The organism is Achromobacter sp. Marseille-Q4954 (assembly GCF_943737025.1).
Lineage (GTDB): Bacteria > Pseudomonadota > Gammaproteobacteria > Burkholderiales > Burkholderiaceae_B > Achromobacter > Achromobacter bronchisepticus_A.
Genome location: NZ_CALSFQ010000001.1, coordinates 534327 through 560913 on the forward strand (window position 1 = coordinate 534327; position 26587 = coordinate 560913).

The 26587-nt window shown below is 66.0% G+C and carries 25 protein-coding genes; 8 read left to right on the plus strand and 17 right to left on the minus strand.

From position 1 onward, the window contains the following. The first annotated feature begins 116 nt into the window (after positions 1-116). Positions 117-467: a hypothetical protein gene (locus NGK62_RS02465; RefSeq protein ID WP_251877300.1), complete on the plus strand. Its 351-nt coding sequence runs from the start codon at positions 117-119 to the stop codon at positions 465-467. A gap of 30 nt (positions 468-497) precedes the next feature. Here NGK62_RS02465 and NGK62_RS02470 read toward each other — a convergent pair whose 3' ends face one another. The 4 genes from NGK62_RS02470 to NGK62_RS02485 all read right to left on the minus strand — a co-directional run bounded on the left by NGK62_RS02470 (position 498) and on the right by NGK62_RS02485 (position 4102). Beyond that, on the minus strand, positions 498-1478 hold the full coding sequence (locus tag NGK62_RS02470; RefSeq protein ID WP_251877302.1) for a DUF4434 domain-containing protein: 981 nt from the start codon (positions 1476-1478) through the stop codon (positions 498-500). A 20-nt stretch (positions 1479-1498) separates the two neighbouring features. Further along, entirely contained in the window at positions 1499-1915 is a 417-nt protein-coding gene (locus NGK62_RS02475; protein ID WP_054450829.1) for a YidB family protein, read from the minus strand. 111 nt (positions 1916-2026) lie between these two features. Continuing rightward, on the minus strand, positions 2027-3271 hold the full coding sequence (locus tag NGK62_RS02480; protein WP_251877304.1) for a lytic murein transglycosylase: 1245 nt from the start codon (positions 3269-3271) through the stop codon (positions 2027-2029). Positions 3272-3280: 9 nt separating this feature from the next. Further along, a complete protein-coding gene (locus NGK62_RS02485; protein WP_251877306.1) occupies positions 3281-4102 on the minus strand; it encodes a ferritin-like domain-containing protein in 822 nt (273 codons plus the stop codon). 99 nt (positions 4103-4201) lie between these two features. Between NGK62_RS02485 and NGK62_RS02490 the strand changes: the two genes are divergently transcribed. Further along, a complete protein-coding gene (locus tag NGK62_RS02490; protein ID WP_251877309.1) occupies positions 4202-5338 on the plus strand; it encodes a GNAT family N-acetyltransferase in 1137 nt (378 codons plus the stop codon). Positions 5339-5341: 3 nt separating this feature from the next. On the opposite strand, the gene NGK62_RS02495 is transcribed toward NGK62_RS02490, so the two are convergent. Then, on the minus strand, positions 5342-5812 hold the full coding sequence (locus tag NGK62_RS02495; protein ID WP_059374585.1) for a cyanophycin metabolism-associated DUF1854 family protein: 471 nt from the start codon (positions 5810-5812) through the stop codon (positions 5342-5344). A gap of 21 nt (positions 5813-5833) precedes the next feature. Next, complete coding sequence (locus tag NGK62_RS02500; protein WP_118934235.1) at positions 5834-8119, minus strand: cyanophycin metabolism-associated ABC transporter; 2286 nt, start codon at positions 8117-8119, stop codon at positions 5834-5836. A gap of 262 nt (positions 8120-8381) precedes the next feature. Between NGK62_RS02500 and cphA (NGK62_RS02505) the strand changes: the two genes are divergently transcribed. The 5 genes from cphA (NGK62_RS02505) (at position 8382) to NGK62_RS02525 (ending at position 15024) form a co-directional block, all read left to right on the plus strand. Continuing rightward, positions 8382-10997 (plus strand): cyanophycin synthetase, encoded by a 2616-nt coding sequence (gene cphA / locus NGK62_RS02505; RefSeq protein ID WP_059374590.1) that lies wholly within the window; start codon positions 8382-8384, stop codon positions 10995-10997. A gap of 61 nt (positions 10998-11058) precedes the next feature. Continuing rightward, complete coding sequence (cphA, locus tag NGK62_RS02510; RefSeq protein WP_059374592.1) at positions 11059-13629, plus strand: cyanophycin synthetase; 2571 nt, start codon at positions 11059-11061, stop codon at positions 13627-13629. A 594-nt stretch (positions 13630-14223) separates the two neighbouring features. Further along, entirely contained in the window at positions 14224-14424 is a 201-nt protein-coding gene (locus NGK62_RS02515; protein WP_006389412.1) for a CsbD family protein, read from the plus strand. Between the two features lie 27 nt (positions 14425-14451). Beyond that, on the plus strand, positions 14452-14616 hold the full coding sequence (locus NGK62_RS02520) for a DUF1328 domain-containing protein (protein WP_006389411.1): 165 nt from the start codon (positions 14452-14454) through the stop codon (positions 14614-14616). 69 nt (positions 14617-14685) lie between these two features. After that, on the plus strand, positions 14686-15024 hold the full coding sequence (locus tag NGK62_RS02525; protein ID WP_013392352.1) for a BON domain-containing protein: 339 nt from the start codon (positions 14686-14688) through the stop codon (positions 15022-15024). Between the two features lie 101 nt (positions 15025-15125). Here the strand turns inward: NGK62_RS02525 and NGK62_RS02530 are convergent, their stop codons facing one another. The 11 genes from NGK62_RS02530 to NGK62_RS02580 all read right to left on the minus strand — a co-directional run bounded on the left by NGK62_RS02530 (position 15126) and on the right by NGK62_RS02580 (position 25664). Beyond that, the gene (locus NGK62_RS02530) at positions 15126-15998 is read right to left on the minus strand and encodes a PhzF family phenazine biosynthesis protein (protein ID WP_251877311.1); all 873 of its coding nucleotides are present in this window, start codon (positions 15996-15998) and stop codon (positions 15126-15128) included. A gap of 79 nt (positions 15999-16077) precedes the next feature. Next, positions 16078-17475: a 4Fe-4S binding protein gene (locus tag NGK62_RS02535; RefSeq protein ID WP_251877313.1), complete on the minus strand. Its 1398-nt coding sequence runs from the start codon at positions 17473-17475 to the stop codon at positions 16078-16080. Between the two features lie 39 nt (positions 17476-17514). After that, on the minus strand, positions 17515-18366 hold the full coding sequence (locus NGK62_RS02540; protein ID WP_059374599.1) for an FTR1 family iron permease: 852 nt from the start codon (positions 18364-18366) through the stop codon (positions 17515-17517). 13 nt (positions 18367-18379) lie between these two features. Continuing rightward, positions 18380-18733, minus strand: coding sequence for a cupredoxin domain-containing protein (locus NGK62_RS02545; protein ID WP_059374601.1), 354 nt, complete (start codon positions 18731-18733; stop codon positions 18380-18382). A gap of 2 nt (positions 18734-18735) precedes the next feature. Beyond that, positions 18736-19272, minus strand: coding sequence for an iron transporter (locus NGK62_RS02550; protein ID WP_059374603.1), 537 nt, complete (start codon positions 19270-19272; stop codon positions 18736-18738). A 168-nt stretch (positions 19273-19440) separates the two neighbouring features. Continuing rightward, positions 19441-20511, minus strand: coding sequence for a linear amide C-N hydrolase (locus NGK62_RS02555; RefSeq protein ID WP_059374605.1), 1071 nt, complete (start codon positions 20509-20511; stop codon positions 19441-19443). Between the two features lie 144 nt (positions 20512-20655). Further along, complete coding sequence (phaR, locus tag NGK62_RS02560) at positions 20656-21222, minus strand: polyhydroxyalkanoate synthesis repressor PhaR (protein WP_059374607.1); 567 nt, start codon at positions 21220-21222, stop codon at positions 20656-20658. A 117-nt stretch (positions 21223-21339) separates the two neighbouring features. Continuing rightward, entirely contained in the window at positions 21340-22077 is a 738-nt protein-coding gene (gene phbB / locus NGK62_RS02565; RefSeq protein WP_054450805.1) for an acetoacetyl-CoA reductase, read from the minus strand. Between the two features lie 77 nt (positions 22078-22154). Beyond that, the gene (phaC, locus tag NGK62_RS02570; RefSeq protein ID WP_251877315.1) at positions 22155-23789 is read right to left on the minus strand and encodes a class I poly(R)-hydroxyalkanoic acid synthase; all 1635 of its coding nucleotides are present in this window, start codon (positions 23787-23789) and stop codon (positions 22155-22157) included. 124 nt (positions 23790-23913) lie between these two features. Beyond that, positions 23914-24678 (minus strand): peptidoglycan editing factor PgeF, encoded by a 765-nt coding sequence (gene pgeF / locus NGK62_RS02575; protein WP_118934239.1) that lies wholly within the window; start codon positions 24676-24678, stop codon positions 23914-23916. Continuing rightward, complete coding sequence (locus NGK62_RS02580; protein ID WP_118934240.1) at positions 24666-25664, minus strand: RluA family pseudouridine synthase; 999 nt, start codon at positions 25662-25664, stop codon at positions 24666-24668. Before NGK62_RS02580 ends, pgeF begins: the two co-directional genes overlap by 13 nt. A gap of 137 nt (positions 25665-25801) precedes the next feature. On the opposite strand from NGK62_RS02580, the gene NGK62_RS02585 reads away from it, so the two are divergent. Further along, the gene (locus NGK62_RS02585) at positions 25802-26560 is read left to right on the plus strand and encodes an outer membrane protein assembly factor BamD (RefSeq protein ID WP_240633409.1); all 759 of its coding nucleotides are present in this window, start codon (positions 25802-25804) and stop codon (positions 26558-26560) included. The last annotated feature ends 27 nt before the right edge of the window (positions 26561-26587 follow it).

Genomic DNA, 26587 nt, shown 5'->3' on the forward strand with positions numbered 1-26587 from the left:
ACATCGATTCATAAGCCTATAACAATGATTCGGGCATAGTGCTCCGCGCCACGCAGGCAGCGCGATCGCCAGGCGTGCAAACCCCATCCCTCACCGCGTTGGAGATTGAATTGCCGATGTTCAAACAAGCCCGTATCGCCCTGACGACCGTCGCCCTGACCCTGGCCTGCAGCGCCGCCCTTGCCCAGCAGACCATGCAGGGTCAGATGCCCAACCTGGCGGCCGTGAGCGGCCAGATGCATGCCGCCGCCGAATACTGCGGCGCCTACACGGCAGCGCAGCTCGAACAGATGAAGCAACAACAGAAGACCGCGACCAGCGCCCAGGGCATGTCCGCTGCGGACTTCGACGCCGCTTTTTCGAAGTCCTACAGCCAAGCCAAGGTGCAACTGGGCACGCTGAGCGCGGCCGACAAGGAAAAGACCTGCGCGCAGCTCAAGGCCATGGCCGCGGCGCAACCGCGCTGACCCTTCCCTTCCCGACCGCTAAACGGCCGCCTAGAGCGGCCATTCGCGCCGCAAGCGCTCGGCCTCGGGCGTAGGCCCGATCAGCCAGGGGTCCGCCGCAAAGGCGACCACGCTTTGCGCGCGGTAGCGCCGCGCGATGCGCAACTGCCGGCGCACGCGCGCCGCATCGGCGGAGCGGGCATTGAAGGTGGTGCCGTCCTGGCGTTCGGACGGCAGTTCCTCGAACAATTCGACGATCAGGTCGAATGGCGCGCGCCGCGCCAGCAGCATGCGATGCAGGGGCTCCAGCGCCTCATACGCCGCCATGCCGGACACGCCCACTCCGTCCTGGACCATGGGCCTCAGCTTGGCAACATCCAACAATCCGTTCCACAGGTCGGCCAGGCTCAGCGCTCCTGGCAATTTGCTGTGATAGGTGGAAATGGCGGGCGCGCGTCCCGTCTGTTGCGCAAGCGGATCGGACAGCTCGCGCAGCCATTGCGCCAACCGCGCCTGGCGGCCGGGCGCGGCCCAACTGTGCTGCTCGATCTCGTAAGGGATGTACCAGCCGCGAAACGCCGCCAGCCCGGTCGCGTTCGACGCCCCCGCATAGGCCAGCGCCTGCGTCTGCGCGGCTTGCAGGAATTCGGCCAGCGCCGCGTCATCCGGATTGCCAAGCTGTCGCCACCAGCGCTCGTCGTAGGGCAGGCCCAGTTGCAGCCCCATGCCCAGGCGCTCGGCCGCGTCGAAGATCAGCGCCAGCGTGGGCGCGGGCAGTTGCCAGGGCTGCGCCCCGCCGCTGGCGCCTACCCACTGGATGATGATCTCGCGGAATCCCAGCGCATGCATGGCGGCGATGCGTTCGCGCCAGGCCTCTGGACTCAATTCCAGATGGCTGGGCCAAAGCTGCCAGAAGGTACTTTGCACCGACCAGGCCGGCGCGCAGGCGGGCAGGCTGGCGGCCAGCGCCGCCGCGCCCAGGCCCTGCAACAGACGCCGCCGGCCGGTGGAAGCAGGCGCAGAAGCCTGCATGGGCTGCCTGGCGATAGGACTTATCCTGCGCGGTTGCCGAAGATGCCGGACAAGGACGCCAGCAGGTCGGCCGGGTTGAATTGCTGTTCGCCCTGGACCTCGCCGTTGGGCGTCGCCTTGTCCACCAGCTGCGGCAGCAGCGAGGACAGCGAACCCAACACGGAATCCGTGTCCTGGCCGGTCTTGGCGGCCAGTTCGTTGACGACGCCAGGGTCCAGCACGGAACCGAGCTGATCGGCGCTGACCGGCATGTTCTGGCCGGTGCCCACCCACGAGGCCACGATCTCGCTCAAGCCGCCCTTCTGGAAGCTGGCGATCAGGCCGGTCAGGCCGCCCGGGTACTTGTTCAGTTGCTCGATCAGCGCGGGCAGCAGCGAAGCCGAGCCCCCTTGCTGACCGCCGCCGGCCATCGAGGCCAAGGTATCCAATAGGCTCATCATCGTGCTCCTGAAAAAACGGAGATTCAGTATAGGCCCATGCCTGCCGCCCTGCCTGTCATCCGATGGATGACACCCGGCATCTTTACAAAGCTTATCGATTCCGACCCGTCAGTTGGCGGTTTTTCCTGCCTGCAAGGCCTGCAAGGACTTCAGGCCGGCGCGGCCGTCCGGCCGCAGGCCCAGTTCGCGCTGCACCGTCTGCAGGGCTTGCCGGGTACGGGCGCCGATCATGCCATCGGGTTCGCCGATCTCATAGCCCCGGGCAATCAGCAGCCGCTGCAATTCCCGCCGCTGCGCGCGCGACAGGCCCGGATCGTCGGTCGGCCAGGGCTGCGCCAGCGGACCGCCGCCGCGCAGTCTGTCGGACAGGTGGGCGATGGCCAGCGCATAGCTTTCCGCGGCGTTGTAGGAGTACAGGGCGTCGAAGTTGCGCGTGACCAGGAAGGCGGGACCTTTGTTGCCAGCCGGCAGCAGCAGGCCCGCCGGCGTGTCGCCCGCGGGCAGCGGCTGACCATCGGCGCGCGTCACGCCCCGCCCCGCCCAATACGACATGGCGCGCTTGTTCTTGCGGCCCGCGCCCGACGTATCCAGGCCCGCCGGCAGGCGGACTTCATAGCCCCATTGCAGCGCGCTGTTCCAGCCCGCCCGCTTCAGAAAGTTGGCCGTCGATGCCAGCGCGTCCGGCACGCTGTCGACCAGGTCGCGGCGGCCGTCGCCATCGAAGTCCACCGCCAGCCGCAAGTACGTCGAGGGCATGAACTGGGTCTGGCCGAAGGCGCCCGCCCAGGAGCCGGTCAAACGTTCTGGCGCGATGTGCTCGTCCTGGATGATCTTCAGCGTGGCAAAGAACTCGCCGCGGAAATAGGCCTGGCGCCGGCCGAAGCAGGACAGCGTGGACAGCGACGTCAGCAGGGGCCGGCCGCCCAGCGTGCGGCCGTAGTTGCTTTCCACGCCCCACACCGCGGCTATGGTGGCCGCGTCCACGCCGTAGCGCGACGCGGCGCGGTCCAGGTCGGACTGCCAGCGCGCCATGCCGGCTTGGCCGTCGGCCACGCGCTCATCGTCGACCAGGGCCGCCATGTAGTCCCAGATGGGCGTCTTGAATTCCGGCTGGGCGTCCAGCAGATCCAGCACCGTCATGTCGGGCGCGAGCCCCGCCGTCTGGGTGTCGAAGGTAGCGCCCGACACGCCGGCCTTGAGCGCCGGGCCGCGCAATTGCGCGAGGCAGGCCGCGAACGCGTCGGCGGCCGATGCGGCAGGCGCCAGCGAAATGAGCGCGCCTCCCGTCAAGAAGATGGTCAGTGGACGCAAGCAGCGGGTCCGCAGCGCTTTGATGAAAGTGTCGGTGCTCATGTTTTCCAATCAACCGGCCTGCAGCGCGGCAAGCTCGGCGTCGTCGAATCCGGCGGCGCGGCGCGCCTCCAGGTTGAAGGGGCCGCGCAGCCGGGGCGCGTCGTAACGCTGCGCCAGTTCGGCATAGCAGGACACGGGATCCTTGCCCGCCTGCGCGCACAGCTGCTTGTACCAATGATTGCCGATGGCCACGTGGCCGATCTCGTCGGCCAGGATGATGTCGACGATGGCGGCGCTTTCCGCGTCGCCCGCTCCCGCCAGCTTGGCGCGGATCGCGGGAGAAGCGTCCAGGCCGCGCGCCTCCAGCGTGCGCGGCACCAGGGCCAGGCGGGCCAGCAGATCCTCTTGCGTGCGCTGCGCCATGTCCCACAGGCCGTTGTGGGCGGGGAAGTCGCCATAGGCGCACCCCATGGCGGCCAGGCGCTGCCTGAGCAGATCGAAGTGATAGGCCTCTTCGCGCGCCACGCGCAGCCAGTCGAGGTAGAAGGCTTGAGGCATGCCGGCAAAGCGCCACATGATGTCCAGCGCCAGGTTGATGGCATTGAATTCGATGTGCGCCAGCGCGTGCAGCAGCGCCGCGCGCCCTTCCTCGGTGGCCATGGAACGCTGCTTGACCTGGGCGGGAGCCACCAGCTCGGGCCGGGCAGGACGGCCCGGCAGTCCAGCCGTGGGCGTGTATGTCCGCTCGCAGTCCAGCGCCGCCTCATCCGACATGGCGCGCACTGCCGCCAGCTTGTCCTGCCAGGCCGTCGCGGCCAGGGCCGCCAGCGCCTGCCCGCGCAGGCAATCCTGGCGATGCCCGGCCGCGGCGGGCGTCGTGTTGCTATCCATATGCTTCTCTGTGCCGGGCGGCCTCGCGCCCATCCGAAATCCCTTGAAAGCGCCGTGGCCGCAGGCCGCGCGCATACACGGAGACTTTATCATTCACCCATGGATTCCCTGCGCCTGACCATAGAGACCGACCTGTCCCGCATCGACGCCCAGCAATGGGACGCGCTGGCAGGCGACCAGCCCTTTCTGCGCCATGCGTTCCTGCGCGCGCTGCACGAGACCGGCTGCGCCGCGCCTCAGACCGGATGGGCTCCGCATTACCTGGCGCTGTGGCGCGACGATGCGTTGGCCGCCGCTGCACCGCTGTACCTGAAATCCCATTCGCGCGGCGAGTATGTATTCGACTACGCCTGGGCCGACGCCTTCCAGCGCCACGGGCTGCGCTACTACCCCAAGCTGCTGTCGGCCATTCCGTTCACCCCGGTCACCGGCCCCAGGCTGCTGGCCGGCAACGATGAGGATCGCGCCACGCTGGTGCGCGGGCTGGTCGCCTTCGCCGAAGAGATCAAGGTGTCGTCGCTGCACCTGCTGTTCCCTGCCGAGGCCGACATGCGCGCGCTGCGCGAGGCCGGCTTCATGATCCGCGAAAGCGTGCAGTTCCACTGGACCAATCCGGGCTACGCGGACTTCGACGCCTTTCTGGCCACGATGAGCCACGACAAGCGCAAGAAGATCCGCCAGGATCGCAAGAAGGTCGCGGCCGCCGGGCTGTCGTACCGCTGGATGCGCGGCGCGGAAATCGGCGAGGCCGAGCTGGACTTCTTCTACGAATGCTATTGCCGCACCTACTTCAGCCATGGCAATCCGCCCTACCTGAACCACGAATTCTTCCGCCGCGCGTACCGCGAACAGCCCGAGGCCTTCGTGCTGATCCTGGCAGAGCGCGACGGCCAGCCGGTGGCCGCCGCGCTCAACCTGGCGGGCGGCGACGCGCTGTATGGGCGTTACTGGGGCGCGACCGAATACGTTCCGGGGCTGCACTTCGAGACCTGCTACATGCAGTCCATCGCCTATTGCATCGTCCACGGCATCGCGCGCTTCGAGGGCGGCGCGCAAGGCGAACACAAGATGGCGCGCGGGCTGCTGCCCACGCCCACCTGGTCGGCGCACTGGGTCGCGCATCCCGGCTTCGCGGACGCGATCCAGAACTTCCTGGACGAGGAAACCGCTGCGGTGACGGATTATCTGGGAGAGCTGGAAACGCACTCCCCATTCAAGCGGCCGCGGGAAGGCTGAGGGCTAGAGGAAGCGGTCCAGCAGCTTGCGGCTGTGCTTGTCCAGCGACTGGATGTCGCGCACCAGATAGAAGATGCCGTGGCTGTCGGCGATCAACAGGGTCTGCGGACTGAGGCGGCGGATGTCCTCTTCGCCGCGCAGCGTGAACGAGGTGGGGCCGCGGTCGGTATCGACCTGCCAGGTGCTGGGGGTGGCAAAGGTGGAGACGCTGGCCAGCTTGCGGATCTCGGGCATGAACTCCCGGCTCGCCAGTTCTTCCTCGATCAACTCGCGCTGCGGAGACGGCACATCGGACAGGTGTTCGATCCAGAGCAGTTCGCGCCCGTCCACCGTCACGAGCGACAGGCCGCGGCCAGGTTCGCTGATGGGAAAGGCGCGCACGGGCAGCACGCCCTCGTGGTTCTGACCATCGGCGGACTGGAACTCCAGGCGCCCGAAGGCATTGCGGCGCAGCTGAAAAGACGGCAAGGTCATGACGATAATTCCGGTTCCGCGTCAGGCCACGGCGGCCATGTCTTCGCTGCCCGACGCCTGCGCGTCGGCCTCGGCCTGGCGCGCCTGCGCCTGATACAGGCGGTAGTAGGCGCCCTCGCGAGCCATCAGTTCTTCGTGCGGGCCCTGCTCCACGATCTGGCCACGGTCCAGCACCACCAGGCGGTCCGCCTTGCGCAAGGTGCTCAGGCGGTGGGCGATGGCGATCGTGGTGCGGCCGCGCACCAGGTTGTCCAGCGCCTTCTGGATTTCCTTTTCGGTGGTGGTGTCCACCGACGAGGTGGCCTCGTCCAGGATCAGGATGCGCGGATCGATCAGCAGCGCGCGCGCGATCGAGATGCGCTGGCGCTCGCCGCCGGACAGGGCCTGGCCGCGTTCGCCGACCAGCGAGTCGTAGCCGTGCGGCAGCCGCAGAATGAATTCATGCGCATGCGCGGCGCGCGCCGCCGCCACGATTTCGTCGCGGGTGGCGTCCGGCTTGCCGTAGGCGATGTTCTCGGCGATGGTGCCGAAGAACAGGAACGGCTCCTGCAGCACCAGCCCGATGTTGCGGCGGTAGTCCGCCACGCGCACCGAACGGATATCGGCGCCGTCCACCAGCACCGCCCCTTCGGACACGTCGTAGAAGCGGCAGATCAGGTTGATCAAGGTGCTCTTGCCCGAGCCGCTGTGACCCACCAGGCCGATCATCTCGCCCGGCGCGATGTTCAGGTTCAAGCCGCGGATAACCTGGCGGTTGCCGTAGCGGAAGCCCACGTCGCGCAACTCGATGCGGCCGTTGATATGCGGCAGCTTGGCGGGATTCTGCGGTTCCGGCACGCTGGAGACATGGTCCAGGATATCGAAGATGCGCTTGGCGCCGGCAGCCGCTTTCTGCGTGACCGAGACGATACGGCTCATCGAATCCAGGCGCATGTAGAAGCGCCCGATATAGGCCAGGAAGGCGGCCAGCACGCCGACGGTGATCTGCTTCTGCGACACCTGCCAGATGCCGAAGATCCACACCACCAGCAGGCCCACTTCGGTCAGCAGCGTGACCGTGGGCGAGAACAGCGACCAGGTGGTGTTCACGCGGTCGTTGACTTCCAGGTTGCGGTTGTTGGCTTCGCGGAAACGCGCCACTTCGCGCTTTTCCTGCGCGAAAGCCTTGACCACACGGATGCCCGGGATGGTGTCGGCCAGGACGTTGGTGATCTCCGACCAGATGCGGTCGACCTTTTCGAAGCCATGGCGCAGGCGGTCGCGCACCGCGTGGATCATCCAGATGATGAACGGCAGCGGCACCAGCGTGACCAGAGCCAGCCACGGATTGATGGACACCAGGATGACCGCGGTCATGCAGATCATCAGGATGTCGTTGGCGAAGTCCAGCAAATGCAGCGACAGGAACACGCAGATGCGGTCGGTTTCGCTGCCGATGCGGGAAATCAGGTCCCCGGTGCGCTTGCCGCCGAAATACTCCAGCGACAACTGCTGCAGGTGCTCATAAGTGGTGGTGCGCAGGTCCGCGCCGATGCGCTCGCTGACCCAGGCCAGGATGTAGGTCCGGGCCCAGCCCAGGCCCCAGGCCAGGAAAGCCGAGGCCAGCAGCCCGCCCAGATAGAGGCGGACCTTGTCGTAATCGATGGGCGCGCCGTTCTGGAACGGAATCAGCACGTCGTCCATCAGCGGCATGGTCAGGTACGGCGGCACCAGGGTGGCGGCCGTGCCCAGCAGGGTCAGCACGAAACCCGCCAGCAGCGGCCCGCGGTAAGGGCGGGCGAAACGCCACAGGCGCAGCAGCGCCCAAGTGGTGGATGGCGCCGCCTGTTCCTGGTTGCAGGTCGGGCATTCTTCCTCGCCCGCCGGAATGACGTTATTACAGACGGTGCAGGTGCGCTCCGCCAGTTCCTCGTCCTGATGGCCCGACAAACGGATGGCCTGCTGGGTCTCGAACTGCGCCAGCAGCTTCAACGCGGCCGGATTGCGCGCCAGCGTAAAACGCCACGCGCCCAGGCGGGAGCCATCGTCGTGCAATTCCAGCAGCGCGGCGCCGGCGTGGTCGGTCAGGCTCAGCTTTAATTGGGGGCCGTATGCCCAGGATTCCCAGCGCGGTTCGTCGGGATGGCGGGCCAGCAGCCGGCGGTCGGTGGCGGCGATCAGCCCCGGACGGAACTTCAGGCGCTGATCCAGGTCTATTTCAACCCAGGCCAACAAGGTTTCGCCGTCCGCCAGTTCGGCGCTGATTTCATCGCGCCAGCGGGCAGGAAAGGCTTCGGCAAGGCCGGAAAGCAGGTTTGGTTTTTTCATTGGAACGCATACCGGGCCAGGACTCTGCCCTACTAGGCGGCAACCGGTTCGCAACCTGGACTGGCGGCAAACGTGTCCCTTCCTTACAACATAACGATTTCACGCCTTGAAGGCGTCGTATAGTAGCAGCCGATTTTTCTAATTAGGAATATCTGGGATCCCCCACTCGTTGGCATTATTCTAAAGGCGCAACCCCAATAAATTCGCGGTCTTGCATAGGGGCGTCCGCGCGTGCCAACCTGCTTCTCTCGTAAATTAAAACATGAAAAAGAAAGACATTGAATTTCTCGATGTCGTGGCTTTGCGCGGCCCGAACATTTGGACGTACCGTCCGGTACTCGAAGCGTGGGTGGATATCGGTGAACTGGAGGACTACCCCTCCAACACCATCCCCGGCTTTTACGAACGCCTGACGGAATGGCTGCCGACGCTGATCGAGCACCGCTGCAGCCCGGGGGTCCGGGGCGGTTTCCTGTCGCGCCTGAAGGAAGGCACCTGGCCCGGCCACATACTTGAGCATGTCACCCTGGAACTGCAGAACCTGGCCGGCTTGCGCGGCGGTTTCGGCAAGGCCCGGGAAACCTCCACCCGCGGCGTCTACAAGGTCGTGGTGCGAGCCTGGCAGGAACAGGTCACCCGCACCGCCCTGAACGAAGCCCGCGACCTGGTCATGGCCGCCATCGAAGACCGCCCCTTCGACGTGCCCGCCGCCATCGCCAAGCTGCGCAGCCTGATCGACAAGCACTGTCTCGGCCCCAGCACCGCCTGCATCGTGGATGCCGCCGACGACCGCGACATTCCCTACATCCGCCTGTTCGAGGGCAACCTCGTGCAGTTCGGCTACGGCTCGGCCCAGCGCCGCATCTGGACGGCCGAGACCGACCGCACCAGCGCCATCGCCGAAGGCATTTCGCGCGACAAGGACCTGACCAAGGAACTGCTGTCGACCTGCGGCGTGCCCGTGCCCGAAGGCCGCCTCGTGCGCAGCGAGGACGACGCCTGGGAAGCGGCCGAGGACATCGGCCTGCCGGTGGTCGTGAAGCCCTATGACGGCAACCACGGCCGCGGCGTGTTCACTAACCTGACCACGCGCGAGGAAGTGGTGTCGGCCTACCGCGTGGCCGTGGACGAAGGCAGCGGCGTGATCGTCGAACGCTTCGTGCTGGGCAACGAACACCGCCTGCTGGTCGTGGGCAACCGCATGGTGGCCGCCGCCGCCGGCGAACCGGCCTGGGTGACGGGCGACGGCAAGTCCACCATCACCGAACTCATCGACAGCCAGATCAATACCGACCCGCGCCGCGGCCGCACCGAGAACCACCCGCTGAACCCGGTGCGCCTCGATTCCGCCGCGCGGCTGGAAATCGCGCGCCAGGGCCTGTCGGAAGACAGCGTTCCGCCCGAAGGCCAGCGCGTGCTGGTGCAGCGCAGCGGCAACGTCGCCTTCGACGTCACCGACCGCGTACACCCCAGCATCGCCGCCACCGTGACCCTGGCCGCGCGCATCGTCGGCCTGGACATCGCCGGCGTGGACCTGGTGGCCGAGGACATCTCGCGCCCGCTGGACGAACAGCGCGGCGCCATCGTCGAAGTCAACGCCGGCCCCGGCCTGCTGATGCACCTGAAGCCGGCCGACGGCACGCCGCGCCCGGTGGGCCGCGCCATCGTCGACCACCTGTTCCCTGAAGGCGATGCAGGCCGCATCCCCATCGTGGGCGTGACCGGCACCAACGGCAAGACCGTGGTGGCGCGCCTGGTTGCCCGCCTGCTGAGCCTGTCCGGCAAGCGCACCGGCCTGGCCTGCAGCGAAGGCCTGTACCTGGACCGCCGCCTGGTGCAAAAGGGCGACCGCGCCGATTTCGCTTCCGGTACGCGCCTGCTGATGAACCGCAACGTGGATGCCGCCGTCATCGAGAACGACAGCGGCGTGATCCTGGGCCAGGGCCTGGCCTATGACCGCTGCCAGGTGGGCGTGGTCACCAACATCGACGACGCCGATCATCTCGGCGACTTCGACATCAATGAAACGGAGCGCATGTTCAATGTGTTCCGCACGCAGGTGGACGTGGTGCTGCCCGGCGGCTCCACCGTGCTGAACGCGCGCGATCCGCGCGTGGTGGAAATGGCCGAGCTATCCGACGGTGCCGTGATCTTCTTCGGCATCGATCCCGCCCTGCCCGCCATCACCGCCCACCTGCAACAAGACGGCCGCGCCGTATTCGTGCGCGACGGCGGCATCGTGCTGGCGCAAGGCACCCGCGAGGAACGCCTGGCCACCGTGGCTTCGATCCCGCTGACCCATGGCGGGCGCGTCGCCTTCCAGGTCGAGAACGTGCTGGCCGCGGTGGGCGCGGCCTGGGCGCTGGACATTCCCGTGGAGCTGATCCGCGCCGGCATCGAAACCTTCGACATCGACCAGGCCGACGCTCCCTGGCAGTTCACGCTGTTCGAACGCAACGGCAGCACCGTGGTGGTCGACGACGTGCACAACGCCTCGGCGCTGCGCCCCCTGATCGCCGCCATCGACCAGTTCCCGTCGACCACGCGCGCCGCCGTCTATTCGGCCGGCGCCGACCGCCGCGACGCGGACCTGATCGAACAGGGCAAGCTGCTGGGCGACGCGTTCGACCGCGTGGTGCTCTACGACGACCTGACCGTGCGCAGCAAGCGTCCCGCAGGCGAAGCGCGCGCGCTGTTGCGCCAGGGCCTGGCGCAAGGTTCCCGCGTCAAGGACATCCAGGACGAGCCCGACCACGGCAAGGCCATCCAGAGCCAGCTCGACGCCATCGCCGCAGGCGACTTCGTCCTGCTGCAGTCCGACGAAGCCTTCTCCGGTCCCACCATCGACCTGGTCCGCCGCTGGATTCAGCAATACTGACAATATCTGCGCGCGCCCTCGCACTAGCGGGGCGCGCGTGAGCTAGACAGGAATACCTGCCATGGAAGTTTCCCGTATCCGAGCACTGCGCGGCCCCAATCTGTGGAGCAAGAACACCGCGATCGAGGCCATCGTTTCCTGCGCCGACGCCGAATGCTCCATCGACAACCTGCCTGATTTCGAAGCACGCCTGCGCGCCCGTCTGCCGCAGACCGGGCTGCTGCGTCCGGAAGGCCATCAGGGCGCGGTCTCCATCGCGCACGTGCTGCAGATCGTGGCCCTGACGATGCAGGCGCATGCCGGCTGCCCCGTCACGTTCGGCCGCACCGCCTCCACCATCGAGCCTGGCGTGTTCCAGGTGGTGGTCGAGTACAGCGAGGAAGAAGTCGGCAAGCTGGCGATGGAACTGGCGCAAGTGCTGGTGCGCGCCGCGCTGGACGACACGCCCTTCGATCTCGCCGACGCCTTGAAGCGCCTGCGCGAACTCGACGAAGACGTGCGCCTGGGACCCAGCACCGGCTCCATCGTCAACGCCGCCACCGCCCGCAACATCCCGTACCGCCGCCTGACCCAGGGCAGCATGGTGCAGTTCGGCTGGGGCAGCAAGCAGCGCCGCATCCAGGCCGCCGAAACCGACCTGACCAGCGCCATCTCCGAGTCCATCGCACAGGACAAGGACCTGACCAAGATGCTGCTGGACGCCGCCGGCGTGCCGGTGCCCATGGGCCGCTCGGTGACCACCGCCGAAGAAGCCTGGGCCGCCGCCGAGGAACTGGGCGGCCCGGTCGTGGTCAAGCCGCGCGACGGCAGCCAGGGACGCGGCGTCGCCGTCAACATCGAATCCCGCGAGCGCGTGATCCAGGCCTTTGAAGTGGCCGAGGAAATCAGCTCCGAAGTCATCGTCGAACGCTACATCCCCGGCCACGACTTCCGCCTGCTGGTGGTCGGCGGCGCACTGGTCGCGGCCTCGCGCCGCGATCCACCGCAAGTCACGGGCGATGGGGTGCAGACCATCCGTCAACTGGTGGACCAGGTCAACGCCGATCCGCTGCGCGGCGACGGCCACGCCACCTCGCTGACCAAGATCCGCTTTGACGACATCGCCCTGGCCACGCTCAAGAAGCAGGGCTTCGAGGCCGATTCCGTGCCGCCGTCCGGCACCCTGATCTTCCTGCGCAACAACGCCAACCTCAGCACCGGCGGCTCGGCCACCGACGTGACCGACGAAGTGCACCCAGAAATGGCCGCGCGCGCGGTGTCGGCGGCCCGCATGATCGGGCTGGACATCTGCGGCGTGGACGTGGTCGCCGAAAGCGTGCTCTACCCGCTTGAAGACCAGAACGGCGGCGTGGTGGAAGTGAACGCCGCCCCCGGCCTGCGCATGCATTTGAATCCGTCCTTCGGCAAGGGCCGCGCCGTGGGCGAGGCCATCATCGCCAACATGTACGCGGACGGCGACGACGGCCGCATCCCGGTCGTGGCCGTGGCCGGCACCAACGGCAAGACCACCACGGTGCGCCTGACCGCCCACATCCTGGGCGTCGCCGGCAACCGTGTCGGCATGACCAACTCCGACGGCGTCTATGTCGACAACCTGCGCATCGACACCGGCGATTGCAGCGGTCCGCGCAGCGCCCGCAGCGTGCTCATGCACCCGGACGTCGACGCAGCCGTGTTCGAAACCGCGCGCGGCGGCATCCTGCGCGAAGGCCTGGCCTTCGATCGCTGCAACGTGGCCATCGTCACCAACATCGGCATGGGCGACCACCTGGGCCTGGGCTACATCAGCACGGTCGAAGACCTGGCCGTGGTCAAGCGCGTGATCGTGCAGCACGTGCACCCCACCGGCACCGCGGTGCTGAACGCGGCCGACCCCATCGTGGCTGAAATGGCGGCAAGCTGCCCGGGCTCCATTACCTACTTCGCCGAAGACCGCAATCATCCCGTGCTGGCCACGCATCGCGCCCAAGGCCTGCGCTGCGTCTACCGCGACGGCGACTCCATCGTCACCGCGCAGGGCGGCGAGGAAACCCGCTACCCGCTGGCCGCCATTCCGCTCACGCGCAACGGCACGATCACCTTCCAGGTGGAAAACGCCATGGCGTCGATCGCCGCTGCCTGGGCGCTGGGCCTGGACACGGACATCATCCGCCGCGGCCTGGCCAGCTTCGTCAATGACGCCCAGACCGCGCCCGGACGCTTCAACGTGTTCGATTACCGCGGCGCCACGGTCATCGCCGACTACGGCCACAATCCCGATGCCATCCTGGCCCTGGTGCGCGCGGTGGACGCCATGCCCGCCAAGCGCCGTTCCGTGGTCATCAGCGGCGCGGGCGACCGGCGCGACGAAGACATCCGGATGCAGACCGAGATCCTCGGCGAAGCCTTCGACGACGTGCTGCTCTACCAGGACCAGTGCCAGCGCGGCCGCGCCGACGGCGAAGTGCTGGCCCTGTTGCAGCAAGGCCTGGCCAACGCCACGCGCAGCAAGCACGTCGAAGAGATCCACGGCGAGTTTCTCGCCATCGACACGGCGCTGGCGCGCCTGGGCGCAGGCGACCTGTGCCTGATCCTGGTCGACCAGGTCGAAGAAGCCCTGGATCACATCGCGCGCCGCATCGCGCAGGCCTGAGCCGCACGCGGTTCCTGAAGTACAAACGGGGCGCCCAAGGGCGCCCCGTTTGCGTCAGCGCGCGCCGGTCAACTGCTGGACGACACCACGGGCGCGGCGGCCTGATAGCGATCCGTCACGTGCGTGCATCCGAGCGCCGCCATCGCGGCCAGCGTCAGCAAGATAGCGCGGCAAAGTCGTTGCGTCATGCGAGTTCCTCTTTCCATATTCCGTGGCCGAACCTGCTTGCGGGTTCCGCGGACACTATACCGGCGCGCCCGCCGGCAAGCCAAGCGCGCATGCCCGCGTCCAGCCTTGCAGATCCAGTTACCAGCCTCCCTCAAAAGGGGACAAGACATTGCCGGAATGTAACTACGGGATCTAGTGCGCCTGCAATCCCTACCCGCCGGAAACCGGGCCATTTCGCCGGCGCCGGGCCGTTACATTTGCCCACAGCCAGGTTTGACGGCCATGCCGCGGGCCCGTACGGTAAATGCATGGCCTGGACGGAATCACTTGAACCGACAGGCCCTAGCTGATCAGTGTCCCACTCAACCGCGACAGCCCGGTTTACAGGCCGCAAACCGGATGCCGCTAGCAAATGGAGAGGTCACTATGAACAACGACATCATCGCTGGCAAATGGAAGCAACTGACGGGCAAGGCCAAGGCCGCCTGGGGTGAGCTCACCGATGACGAGCTGACCCGCACCGAAGGCAACGCCGAACGTCTGGCGGGCCTGATTCAGGAGCGTTACGGCAAGACCAAGGAGCAGGCCGAAAAAGAAGTCCGTGACTTCTTCGACCGCAATCCTTGATCCGATAAACCACCAGGAGAAGCTGACATGTTGCATTACGCCGTAGTTTTCTTCGTCATCGCCATCATCGCGGCTGTCCTGGGCTTCGGCGGCATCGCCGCCGGCGCTGCCGGTATCGCCAAGATCCTGTTCTTCGTCTTTCTGGTACTGGCGCTGCTGTCCATCCTCGGCGGCGCATTCCGCAAGAAATAGAACTCGCACCCAAGACACTACCCCATCCTCGCGTCCCGACGCGCTGAACCACTAACAAGGAGCATGACTATGGAATTCCGCAAGCTGATCGCCGCCGCTGCACTGGGCACGGGCGCCGTCTTCACTTCCATGGCTTTTGCCGCCGACGACGGCAAGCCGAAACAGTCCGTGGGTGAGTACGCGTCCGACGCCACCGTGACCACCAAGGTCAAGGCCGCCATCGTGGCCGACAAGCAGCTGAGCGCGCTGGACATCGCCGTGGAGACCAATGCGGGCGTCACCAAGCTGACGGGTACCGTCGGCACCGCAGCCGAAGCCGATCATGCCGCCACCGTGGCGCGCGGCGTCGAAGGCGTCAAGCAGGTCATGAACAACATCAAGGTCGACCCGGCCAAGAACAAGAAGTAACCCCAACCGGGCTGTTGCGGCCCGTTCTTGAAATACAAGGCGGCGCCTGTGTCCGACACAGGCGCCGCCTTGTTTTGCGCCGCTACCCGCGGCGCTCCGGATCAGATGTTCACCACGCCCCGGCCTATCTCCAGCGCCCGTCCGCCCACCTGGATCCGGCCGTCGGCCTGGACGTCCAGCAACAGCCGGCAGGGCCTGCCCATCTGGTCGCCCTGCTCCACCAGGATGCTGGCGGGCAAGGGACGCTTTTGATGCAGCAGCCAGCCGCCCAGATTGGCGCAGGCGGAACCCGTGCCGGCGTCTTCGTTCACGCCGCCGCCCGCCTTGGCGTAGAAATAGCGCGCCACCACCACCTGGCGGCCATCCTGCTGGCGATCGTCGTCGAAAGCGTAGGCATACATGACCTTGCGGCCCAGGCTGTTGGCCTGCCAGCGGTCCAGCCGCGAGGCATCGGGCGCAACACGGCGCACCGCGTCGACGCTGGCCAGCGGCACCAGCAGCTGATCGGCGCCGGTGTCCAGCCAGATCGGATCGTCCAGCAGATCGCTTGCATCCAGGCCCAGCAGACTGGCAATTTCGCCTCGTTCCAGCGCGGGCGCGGCGGTGCGCACGCCATCCGGGCACGGCGCGGTAAAGGTCCAGGCATCGCCGCGCGCCGTCACCGGCACCACGCCGGCGGCGAACTCCAGCGTCAACGCATCGCCCGTCTGCCGCAAGTCACGCACGACCTGCGAGGTGCCTATGGTGGGGTGGCCCGCGAACTTCATCTCGAAGCCCGGCGTAAAGATGCGCACGCGCGCTGCCGCCTTGTCGGACGGCAGGATGAAAGTCGTTTCGGACAGATTGAATTGCGCCGCCAGATTCAGCATGGTGGCGTCGTCCATGCCGCGCGCGTCTTCGAACACGCAGAGCTGGTTGCCGCTGAAGGTGGAGGAAGCGAAAACGTTGAGCAGGCGGAAAGCGTAGGAGGCCATGGCGGTAGCGATAGTTGAAAACGTATGCGCCGGCTCAGGCCGGCGCGTTTCCCACTTTATCGCAAGCCTCGGACCCGGGCTACCAGACCGCGAAGAACAATACCCAGGCCAGGCAGAACGGCGCCAGGCCGGCCGCCAGCACCAGCCAGGCCAGCCCCTTGCGCCAGCCGCTGGCTTGGCGCGGCTTGAGCAGGCGCGCAAACAGGCGCAGCGTCCACAGCACCGCCAGGCTCAGCAGCGTGAAGCGCACGGGCGCGGCCCAGGCGGCCTGCATCCCTTCGTGCTTGAGCAGGTTGACGGTAGTGGCCGACAGGCCCAGGAACACGCCAATGCCGGCGGAAGGAATCAAGGCCTGCGCCAGCTTATGCAGGCCAGGACGACCCCAGCGCGTCGCGGGTTCGCCTTCCACCGGCGCGGCGGGCGCCAGGCGGTCGGCGATCCACAACGACAGGAAGGAAGCGCCGCCGACACAGATCGTGGCGCCGACGACGAACATCAGGATGCCGGCGCCATCCAGCCACGAGAAGCTGTCGTTCACTTCCGGGTAATGCGTCAGGATGAACCAGGGCGCGTTGTCCAGCAGCGGCCACATGATGTCGTTTTCGACCAGCCAGGTCGCGGCCCACTGCTTGGCGGTCACGTACCAGGGGCTGGCGCTCCAGAGGAAGGCGCCGATCGCGATGCCCATCAGGCCGAAGCACAGCAGCGCGGTCTGCCACGGATCGCCATGGGTGACATGCACGATTTCTTCTTCAGGCGAACGCGGCGTCAACTCGATCGCGCCGCGATAGCCGCTGCAGCGTCCGCAGACATGGCAGTCGCCCGCGCCCTTCATGTGGCGCAGCGGTACCAGCGGCGCACAGTTGATGGGCTCGATGCGGATGACCGGATGGCGCCACTTCTCTTCGTCGACCTTGAAATGCCAGGGAGCCAGCTTGGCCAGCAGGTTGAAGACGCCGTTGACCGGGCACAGATACTTGCACCACACGCGCTTGCTGCGGCCGTAGCGCCAGCCGACGATCATGGCCGCGACCGTGGACCCGCCCAGCACCGCCAGTACCGCGAGCGGATACTGATAGACGCTGACCAGCTGGCCGTAAACGGTGGTCAGCGCGAACGCGACGAAAGGCCAGCCGCCCCAGCGCATCCATTTCGGGATGGCGTGGCCCTGGCCGCGTTCGCTGGCCCATTCGGTCAGCATGCCCTCGGGGCATAGCCAGCCGCACCAGGCCCGGCCCAGAATGGGCATGGAGATGAGCACGAACGGCCACCACACGCCCCAGAACGCGAACTGCGCGACGATGGTCAGATTGTTGAACACCGAGGCCGCATTGTCCGGCAAAGGCAGGATCGCGGGCACGATCAAAAGGAACGCGTATATCGCAACAATGCCCCACTGCAGCTTGCGCAACAGCGGGGCATGGTCACGGAGGAAGTCGGCGATACGGGAGGTCGCCCTCCCGAGTGCAGCTGCCATGGTCAAACCTTCAAATATTCAGTCCGGCAACAGTCGGGTTCAGGAAGCGCTGCGGGCGGCGGCGGCAGCGCCTGCCGGCTTGCCCCCCACCCAGCGCAGCAGCGCCCACACAATGATCCAGTAGGCCGCCCACAACAGCACCGAGCTCAGCGCAGGCAGCGCGCGGTAGCCGGCAAAGTCGGCCAGGATCTTGCCCACGCCGGTGCTGTCGCTCAGGAGCCAGGAGCTGTCCCAGACCGGATCCACGATGGTCGGGAGTACGTCCAGCGAAATCAGGTGATCCAGGCCGCCCACCAGCAGCGAACCGGCCAGCAGCAGCAACAGGATTTCGGTCACGCGGAAGAAGCGGCGCCAGGTGATGAGCTTGCCGCCCAGCTGCAGCAGCCAGAACGTCAGCAGCGCCACCGCGAAACCAGCCACGCCGGCCAGCGCCAGCATCAGCATGTCGCTGCCGCCCTCGCCCGCCGACACGGTGCCGTACAGGAACACCACGGTTTCGCTGCCTTCGCGCGCCACGGCAATGGCCACCAGCACGAACAGGCCCCACCAGTTGTCGCTGGCGACGGAAGCGCGCGCCCCGCCTTCGAGTTCGCCCTTTAGCGTGCGGCCGTGCTTCTTCATCCACACGACCATCTGCACCACCAGTGCGCATGCGGCCAGCGACATGATGGCCTGGAACCATTCCTGGCCTTCGTCGCTGAGCCAGGTGGACACGCCCAGCAGCACCAGCGCCAGGGCCACGGCCAGCGCCAAGCCTGCCGCGACGCCACCCCACAGGTAGTTCAGGCCGCGCTTGCCCTCGGGCGTGGAGCGCAGCCAGGTGTAGAGAATGCCCACCACCAGCATGGCTTCGACGCTTTCACGCCAGACGATAAAGAGGACCTGTTCCATATATTGCTACCGCTTATTCCTTGGGCTTGACGACCAAGGTGCCTTTCACGCTCTGGTGAAAATCGTCGAAAAAGGGATATTCGCCGGGGCGGGAAATAGTGATCACCACGAAAGACTTCACGCCCGGCCCCAGGACTTTTTCCTTGCGCAGCGGAATGCTTTCGAATTCCACCGGCTCGTTGCTCTCGTTGATGAGCTCGATCTTGAACCGGCCCGCCGGCACTTCCAGCGTGGCCGGTTCGAACGTCCCGTTCGGCTTGAAGGTCAGCGTGAACGTGGGCAGTTCGTCAGCCTGCGCGGATGCCGCCCCGGCCAGGCCCGCCAGGCCGATCAGCAATGCGGCGGCAACGCGTAGCAGGCTGCGCACGATCAGTAGCCGCCCTTCTTGCCGGTGCCGGCGTAGACGAATTCATATTCCAGGTCGAAGGGCTCGAACCACGGGCCCACGCCGGTTTCCTTGTCGATGTGGCGGCCGAAGTGGCTCATCTTGTCCTCGGTCGGCGGCAGGATGGTGTACTTCAGCTTGTACTTGCCCGGTCCTTCCAGCTTGATGTTCTCGCCGTAGTGCGGACCGTCGTTGGCGACCATGGGCATGAAGGTGCCCTTCTGCACGTTCTGGCTGCCGACCTTCTGGATTTCGTACTTCACGACCAGGTAGGGCACCCACTCGCCTTCAGGGAAGCCCGTCTTGTTGCCGGCGGTGGCGTGAATGTCGGCCTCAAGGTGCACATCCGAATCCTTGGCCGGGCGCATCATCCCGGGGGGGTCCATTTCGATCGGCTGCAGGTATACCGCGCCGATTTCCATGCCGCCCTTTTCCACCGGCTTGCCGATGGGGTATTCGGCCGCGTTCGCGGCGGAAACGCTCAGGGCGACGATGGCCAGGGCCAAGGCTTTCTTGATCATGTGCATAATCCTTGAGTCACGAATGAGACGACGGCTCTTAAAATACAAACAAGAACCGTTTTCATTAATGTAACCAAATCAACTGACAGAACCCTGAACCTCGAGCCAGGGAAATCTGCGGATCATTGCGTTTGATCAAGCGGTGAAAGAGGTGCGGCCCCGGATGACTCAGAGCCCGAGAAACTTGAACGGCGCCGAGGGCTGGAAGTCGCGCGTGGCGTCGCCCGCAAACGTGTGGCGCTGATCCGGCCCCAGGTCCAGCTTCAGCACCTTGCCGCTTTCCGGGCTGAAATCGAGGGCCTTCAGATCCACCCAGAACGTGTTGGGCGTCAGGGCCGACTCAAAAAAATACAGTTTGCGCTGGTGGTCAAAGACCGTGCGCCAGCGGGTGGACGAGATATTGGGCTGTCCGGGCGTGCTGATGCCGTAGGGTACGGAGACGTTGCGTATCACGCTGAAGACGCTGGCCAGCGCCTTGTTGGGATCGGGATCCTTGGGGATGGCGTTGATGTAGAACGATGCCCGCACGAAACGATCGGCCGCGCGGTTGGTGCCCGGCAACATGGTAGTGCCGCCGATCTGCTGCCAATAGGCGTCGAGCGCGAGCTGCTGTTCGAACTGAGGCGAGTTGGTCATCACCTGGTAATCGCGGCTGTGGTGAATCACCTGGCGTCCGCCGATGTATTCGACGATGGCGCTGTCGCCGCTGGCGTCCGAGATCGACAGGTGCAGCGTCGTCAGGCGGTCCTCGCCGGGCACGTTGTCCGAGACGATGGTGTAGGGTTCCTGCTCCAGCGCGGCCACGGCTTCCTTGACGGTGGCGTAGTTGTCCAGCACGTACTGCGCCCACGCCGCGATGGTCAGGCCGGGCTTGCCCTTCGCATCGAATTGCGGGTACTGCGATTCGGCCAGCCACAGCAGATTGGCGCTCAGGCCCGCTTCGTTCACGCCATCGGTGGTGGAGACGTCATACCCGGACGTGACCACGCTGCCGTAGCGCGAAGTCCAGCGCAGGGAGTTCGGGCCGGCCTCGCCGCTGCGCGCCATGCCGCGCGGCAATACCCACAGATTGCTGGTGATGTCGTTCTTCCAGTCCATGGAGCGCGCGGTAACGACCTGCTGGTTGGCGCCATGGAAGACCACGCGCGTGCAAGCCCAAGCGGCGGGCGACGCGGACACGGCCGTCAAGCCGGCCAATGCCGCGCAGGCCAAGCGGGAAAACGCCTTGTTCAGTCTCATGCTTGCACTCCTGGGGTCGGTTCTTTTGCATGCCGCGCGAGCAAAAGGCCGCGCGCGATGATGAAAAAACACCCCAAGAACCGGATCTCCGTCCGGCTTTTGGGGTGTTGATCGATGAGGCGCGCGCCTGGCGCGGCCCCGCCGTTACTTGCGTCCGGGACCTTGCGTGCCGCCGGGCGTGAACGGGAAGGTCGAGAACATGGCGCGGGTCTGATCCTGCATCTGGTCCTGCATCTGCACGAACAGATTCTTGCTCTGGTCGATGTAGTTGTTCATCATGTTCTGCAGCATGGGCGTCTGCACGTTCATGAACTGGGTCCAGGCCTCGGGGCCGAACTGGCTGCCGTACAGGCCCTTGGACTGTTCCGCCATGCGTTGCTGGATTTCCATGAAGGCCTGGATGTTCTTTTCCAGGTAGGAACCCATGATGCCCTGCATGGCATGGCCGTAGAAACGGATGATCTGCGACAGCATGTTCGACGAGAACATGGGCATGCCGCCGCTTTCCTCTTCAAGGATGATCTGCAGCAGGATGCTGCGCGTCAGGTCTTCGCTGCTCTTGGCATCGACTACCTGGAATTCTTCGTTTGCCAGGACCAGTTGCTTGACATCTGCCAGGGTGATGTAGGTGCTGGTCCGGGTGTCGTACAGGCGACGGTTGGGGTACTTTTTAATCAGGCGCAGGCTGGCGCCGGTTTGTGCTTGCGTCATGGTTGTCCCCGGATCGGGCGATCTCTAAGGCTTCGGATAGGGTTAGTGTAATCCGGAGGGCCCTCTCCCCGAGGCCCTCCGGCGCCGACGGGCCGCCCGCTGGCGGTCCGCGATGGGTCAGCCCATGTGCAGGCCGCCATTGAGCGAGAAGTCCGCGCCCGTCGAAAAACCGGACTCGTCCGAGGCCAGCCACGACGTCATGGACGCGATTTCTTCCGGCGTGCCAAGGCGGCGCACCGGAATGGTGGCGACGATCTTTTCCAGCACGTCGGGGCGGATGGCGCGAACCATGTCGGTGCCGATGTAGCCGGGCGAGATCGTGTTGACGGTGACGCCCTTGCTGGCGACTTCCTGGGCCAGCGCCATGGTGAAGCCATGGATGCCGGCCTTGGCGGTCGAATAGTTCGTCTGGCCGAACTGGCCTTTCTGCCCGTTCACCGAGCTGATGTTGATGATGCGCCCCCACTGGCGTTCGACCATGCCGTCGATCACCTGTTTGGTCACATTGAACAAGCTGTTCAGGTTGGTGTCGATGACCGCGCGCCAATCGTCCGCGCTCATCTTGCGGAACAGGCCATCGCGGGTAATGCCCGCGTTGTTGACCAGCACGTCGACCGGGCCCAGCTCCTTCGTGACCCGTTCGAAGGCTTCCACCGTGGAGTCCCAATCGGACACGTTGCCCACGGATGCGTAGAACGTGTAGCCCTGCGCTGCCTGCTCATCCAGCCATTGCTGGTAGTTGCGGCTGGGGCCGCAACCTGCCACCACGCGAAAGCCATCCTTGGCCAAGCGCTGGCAAATAGAGGTGCCGATACCGCCCATCCCGCCTGTTACGTAAGCCAGTTTTCCGCTCATTGGACTTCCTCCTGTGTGCGACGGACGCCTCGTTAATTAACCTTCTTCTCGTCTGGGCCTAACCGCTGGTCGCGGTTTCAGGCTGCCCGGACTTTCACATACCTGCCAGGCGCCGGCTCTATCGGCCGGTACTTGGCATTGCCCAATTTTTCGCGCGCCTTGACCTGCTTGCCCGAGTGGCCCGACAACCAGCCGGCCCAATCGGGCCACCAGCTGCCCGGCGTCTCGACGGCCTGCGCAAACCATGTGTTCGGATCGCCAGGCAGATGATGGCCTGACTGTTCAAGCTTGTCAGCCGCCCAATAGCTGCGGCGCTTCTTCGCCGGAGGGTTGACCACGCCAGCGATGTGGCCGGACGCCCCCAGCACGAAGCGCTGCGGTCCGCGCAGCACCTGGGTCGACGCATACGCCGAGACCCAGGGCACGATATGGTCCTCGCGTGACCCGAAGATGTACGCCGGCATTTCCAGGCGCGTCAGGTCCAGCGGCAGGCCCGCGGCATGCGCGCGGCCCGGTACCTTGAGGTTGTTCTCCAGGTAGGTATTGCGGAAGTACCAGGAGAAGAACGGGCCAGGCAGATTGGTGCTGTCGCCATTCCAGAACAACAGGTCGAACGCGGGCGGCTTCTGGCCTTTCAGATAGTTGCCGACCACATAATTCCAGACCAGCTCGTTGGGCCGCAGGAACGAGAACGTGGTGGCGAGATCGCGCCCGGGCATCAGCCCGCCCTGCCCCAATTGGTGGTCGCGCAGCAGCGCGTGGGCCTCGTCGACGAAGACGTTCAGGATGCCGGTATCGTGGAAATCCAGCAGCGAGGTCAGCAGCGTCAGCGATGCGACCGGATGCTCGCCGCGCGCCTCGGCCAGGGCCAGCGCGGAAGCCAGCATCGTGCCGCCGACGCAGAAGCCCAGCGCATTGACCTGCGACTGTTTGGTGATGTCGCTGGCAACGCGCAGCGCCTGCAACACCGCGTCGTCCAGATAATCGGACCAAGTCGCGCGGTCCACGCCATCGGTGTCGCTGGATACCGGATTGCGCCAGGAAATCAGGAACACCGTAAAGCCCTGGTCCACCGCGTGCCGCACGAAGGAATTTTCGGGCTGCAGGTCCAGGATGTAGAACTTGTTGATGTTCGGCGGCACGATGACCAGCGGCCGTTCGTGCACGGTGGCGGTCGACGGCGCGTACTGGATGAGCTGGAACAACCGGTTTTCGAACACCACTTCGCCCGGCGTCACGGCGACGTTGCGGCCGATCTCGAACTGCGATTCGTCGGTCTGCGTGATGCGGCCTTTCTTGACGTCGCCCAGCAGATTGGCCAGCCCTTCGTTGAGCGCGCGGCCGGCGCTTTCGACGATGGATTGCTGGGCATCCGGGTTCAGCGCCAGGAAGTTCGACGGCGACAGCGCGTCGACCCATTGCATGATCGAAAAACGCAGGCGGTCGCGCATGGGCTCGCTGACTTGGGCCGCGTCGACCATGCGCGACATGGCGCGGGCCGACAGCAGATAGGTATGCGCCAGCAACAGATGCGAATGATTGGAGGCCCAGGCATCGCCCGAAAAACGGCGGTCTGGCGGCGGCGCAAGCGCGCCACGGCGGGCGTCATCGCAAAGGCGCTGCCACTCGCGGGAGAATTCGGCCTGAATGTCGGCCAGGACTTCCGGTGCCACGCTCACCGGAATGGGCCCTGCGGAGAGATTGGCATTCACTTCGACACCTTGTTATCGAAACTACGCGATTGATGTTGCATTCCGGGTCCGGGACTGTCAATGCGGGTATACAAGGAGGCCTGACAGGGTATGACGCAAGGCCGGCTGCGGGCCTTGCGCCAGATCAAACAGGGCCTAGCCAGGCCAGCAAAGCCATGCGTCCGGTTTCGCCGTCGCGGCGGTACGAGAAGAACCGATCCGCCCCCTCCACCGTGCACATCCCGCTCAAGGACACTTCTTGTACCCCGGCGCGGCGCAGGCGGAAATCAGCCAATCCGGCGAGGTCGGCCAGCCATTTTCCGGAAATGCCCGGCCGCGGCGTGAAGTACCGCAGGGTCGCGGGATCGTCCTTGGAGAAGGCGTCCAGCACGTCCTGGCCGACTTCGAACGCCTGCGGGCCGATGCCTGGCCCGACCCAGGCACGCCAGCCCGAGGCCTGCGGCGCCTTGGCGCGCATGGCCGCCAGCGTGTTCTCCAGCACGCCGCCCGACAGGCCGCGCCAGCCGGCATGCGCCGCGCCCAGCACCGTGCCTTGCGCATCGGCGATGACCACGGGCAGGCAATCGGCGACCATCACCGCCAGCACGCGGCCGGGCTGCGCCGTGACGCTGGCGTCGACCGCCGGCTCGTCCGGCAGGTCGGCCTGATCGGCATCCACCACTTCGCTGCCATGGACCTGGCGCAGCCACAAGGGTTCGGCCGGCAATGCGGCGCGCACGCGGCGACGGTTCTCGGTGACCGTGTCCGGGTCATCCCCGGCGCGGCGCCCCAGATTCAAGGTGTCGTGCGGCGCGACGCCGACGCCCCCTGCCCGGGTCGTGCAGAAGTAGTTCACGCCCGGCCATTGCGGGCCAGTCACCACCGGCAGGCCTGCCACTACGCGTTCCATGCAATCTCTTCCTGGACCAAGCTCATGTCGGGTGGCACGGCCGCGGTGAAGTCGACTTCGCCGCGGCCGCCCGGATCTTCGAAGTGCAGCGCGCGCGCATGCAGCATCTGCCGCTGCGCGCCCGCAATGTTCTTGCCGCCGTATAGCGTGTCGGCCAGCAGCGGGTGCCCCAGGCTGGCCATGTGCACGCGAATCTGATGGGTACGGCCGGTTTCCAGGCGGCACACCACTTCGGTGACGCGGCCGCCGGGATCCGCCTCGCCGCGGCGGGCGGGCATGTAATGGGTGATGGCGGGCTTGGGCGCCACCGGGCGCTCCACGCTCATGCGCACCGGGACGCGCGAATCGCGGCCGATGGGACGGTCGACCTTGCCCGCTCCGGCCAGCCAGCCGTGGGCCAGCGCCACGTACTCGCGGCCCATGCTGCGCGCCTGCAATTGACGCACCAGATGGGTCTGCGCGGTTTCGTTGCGCGCCACGACCATCAGGCCGGAAGTGTCCTTGTCCAGGCGATGCACGATGCCGGCGCGCGCCACCTGCGCCAGTTCGGGATAGCGGTACAGCAGGCCGTTGAGCAGCGTGCCGCTCCAGTTGCCGGCGCCGGGATGCGTCACCAGGCCGGCGGGCTTGTTCACCACGATCCAGTCGGGGCTATCGGCCACGACCGCGAAATCCACGGGTTCGGGCGCGAAGGCCAGGGTTTCGGGCGCGGGCTGGGGCCAGACGGTGAGTTCATCGTCGGGGCCGACCGTCTGCCGGATCTTGCCCGGCTTGCCGTTCACGTGGACGTTGCCGGCCTCGATCCAGCCCTGCAGCCGGCTGCGGGAATGCTCGGGCATCAGCCCTGCCAGCACCTTGTCCAGCCGGTCGGCGCGCGTGCCGGAAGGCACTGTTACAAATTGCGGTTCCCCCCGCGGGTTTTCTTCGGAAATACCCAGGAGTTCGTCGTCGGAAACGAGATCCGCGCCGGAGGCTGTATCAGACATGGAGACAAATCATATAATCAGCCTTGCATGCTAACACCAAGGATACGATTCTCGTGATTCACCACTCCGCAGCTCCCTCGAATCCCGCCTCCCGAAGCGGGCCGGTCTTGCGCGTGGTTATCGCGCTGCTCGCCGTGATGGTCATCGCCGGTTGCGGCTCAAGCAACAGCAAGTACGACAAGACCACCAACTGGAGCGCCGAACAGCTCTACGCGGACGCCAAGGCGGAAATGGCCTCGGGCGGCTGGAAAGAAGCGCGCGAGCGTCTGACCGCGATCGAAAGCCGCTACCCCTTCGGCGTCTACGCCCAGCAAGCGCTGCTTGAGCTTGCCTACGTCAACTGGAAAGATGGCGAAAACGAGCAGGCCCTGGCCGCCATCGACCGCTTCCAGCAGCTTTACCCCAACCACCCCGGCACCGATTACGCCCTCTACCTGAAGGGCCTGATCAACTTCACCCCGGCCAGCGCCTTCATGAGCAGCATCACCGGCCAGGATCCCGCCGAGCGCGATCCCAAGGGCCTGCGCGCGTCCTACGACGCGTTCAACGAGCTGATCAAGCGCTACCCGGACAGCAAGTACACGGTGGATGCCGAGAAGCGCGTCGCCTGGCTGGTCAACACCATCGCCATGAACGAAGTGCACGTCGCCCGCTACTACTACGAACGCGGCGCCTACGTGGCCGCGGCCAACCGCGCGCAGACCGTCATCACCGACTTCGAAGGCGCCCCCGCCACCGAGGAAGCGCTCTACCTGATGGTCGAGTCCTACGACAAGCTCGGCCTGACCGAACTGAAGAACGACTCGCAGCGCGTGTACGACAAGAACTTCCCCAACAGCGACTTCAAGACCAAGGGTCTGAAGGCCGACAAGAGCTGGTGGAACCCGTTCAACTGACGTAACCGCCGCAGCGAAGAAAGCCCC

Excerpts from the sequence above, each read along its gene's own strand:
- NGK62_RS02485 (WP_251877306.1), bottom strand. The coding sequence starts at position 4,102 with ATGGATAGCAACACGACGCCCGCCGCGGCCGGGCATCGCCAGGATTGC.
- NGK62_RS02490 (WP_251877309.1), top strand. The coding sequence starts at position 4,202 with ATGGATTCCCTGCGCCTGACCATAGAGACCGACCTGTCCCGCATCGAC.
- NGK62_RS02585 (WP_240633409.1), top strand. The coding sequence starts at position 25,802 with ATGGTCATCGCCGGTTGCGGCTCAAGCAACAGCAAGTACGACAAGACC.
- NGK62_RS02495 (WP_059374585.1), bottom strand. The coding sequence starts at position 5,812 with ATGACCTTGCCGTCTTTTCAGCTGCGCCGCAATGCCTTCGGGCGCCTG.
- NGK62_RS02520 (WP_006389411.1), top strand. The coding sequence starts at position 14,452 with ATGTTGCATTACGCCGTAGTTTTCTTCGTCATCGCCATCATCGCGGCT.
- NGK62_RS02465 (WP_251877300.1), top strand. The coding sequence starts at position 117 with ATGTTCAAACAAGCCCGTATCGCCCTGACGACCGTCGCCCTGACCCTG.
- phaR (WP_059374607.1), bottom strand. The coding sequence starts at position 21,222 with ATGACGCAAGCACAAACCGGCGCCAGCCTGCGCCTGATTAAAAAGTAC.
- NGK62_RS02540 (WP_059374599.1), bottom strand. The coding sequence starts at position 18,366 with ATGGAACAGGTCCTCTTTATCGTCTGGCGTGAAAGCGTCGAAGCCATG.
- NGK62_RS02535 (WP_251877313.1), bottom strand. The coding sequence starts at position 17,475 with ATGGCAGCTGCACTCGGGAGGGCGACCTCCCGTATCGCCGACTTCCTC.
- NGK62_RS02525 (WP_013392352.1), top strand. The coding sequence starts at position 14,686 with ATGGAATTCCGCAAGCTGATCGCCGCCGCTGCACTGGGCACGGGCGCC.
- cphA (WP_059374590.1), top strand. The coding sequence starts at position 8,382 with ATGAAAAAGAAAGACATTGAATTTCTCGATGTCGTGGCTTTGCGCGGC.
- NGK62_RS02470 (WP_251877302.1), bottom strand. The coding sequence starts at position 1,478 with ATGCAGGCTTCTGCGCCTGCTTCCACCGGCCGGCGGCGTCTGTTGCAG.
- NGK62_RS02480 (WP_251877304.1), bottom strand. The coding sequence starts at position 3,271 with ATGAGCACCGACACTTTCATCAAAGCGCTGCGGACCCGCTGCTTGCGT.
- NGK62_RS02530 (WP_251877311.1), bottom strand. The coding sequence starts at position 15,998 with ATGGCCTCCTACGCTTTCCGCCTGCTCAACGTTTTCGCTTCCTCCACC.
- cphA (WP_059374592.1), top strand. The coding sequence starts at position 11,059 with ATGGAAGTTTCCCGTATCCGAGCACTGCGCGGCCCCAATCTGTGGAGC.
- NGK62_RS02475 (WP_054450829.1), bottom strand. The coding sequence starts at position 1,915 with ATGAGCCTATTGGATACCTTGGCCTCGATGGCCGGCGGCGGTCAGCAA.
- NGK62_RS02580 (WP_118934240.1), bottom strand. The coding sequence starts at position 25,664 with ATGTCTGATACAGCCTCCGGCGCGGATCTCGTTTCCGACGACGAACTC.
- NGK62_RS02500 (WP_118934235.1), bottom strand. The coding sequence starts at position 8,119 with ATGAAAAAACCAAACCTGCTTTCCGGCCTTGCCGAAGCCTTTCCTGCC.
- NGK62_RS02555 (WP_059374605.1), bottom strand. The coding sequence starts at position 20,511 with ATGAGACTGAACAAGGCGTTTTCCCGCTTGGCCTGCGCGGCATTGGCC.
- pgeF (WP_118934239.1), bottom strand. The coding sequence starts at position 24,678 with ATGGAACGCGTAGTGGCAGGCCTGCCGGTGGTGACTGGCCCGCAATGG.
- phbB (WP_054450805.1), bottom strand. The coding sequence starts at position 22,077 with ATGAGCGGAAAACTGGCTTACGTAACAGGCGGGATGGGCGGTATCGGC.
- NGK62_RS02550 (WP_059374603.1), bottom strand. The coding sequence starts at position 19,272 with ATGATCAAGAAAGCCTTGGCCCTGGCCATCGTCGCCCTGAGCGTTTCC.
- NGK62_RS02515 (WP_006389412.1), top strand. The coding sequence starts at position 14,224 with ATGAACAACGACATCATCGCTGGCAAATGGAAGCAACTGACGGGCAAG.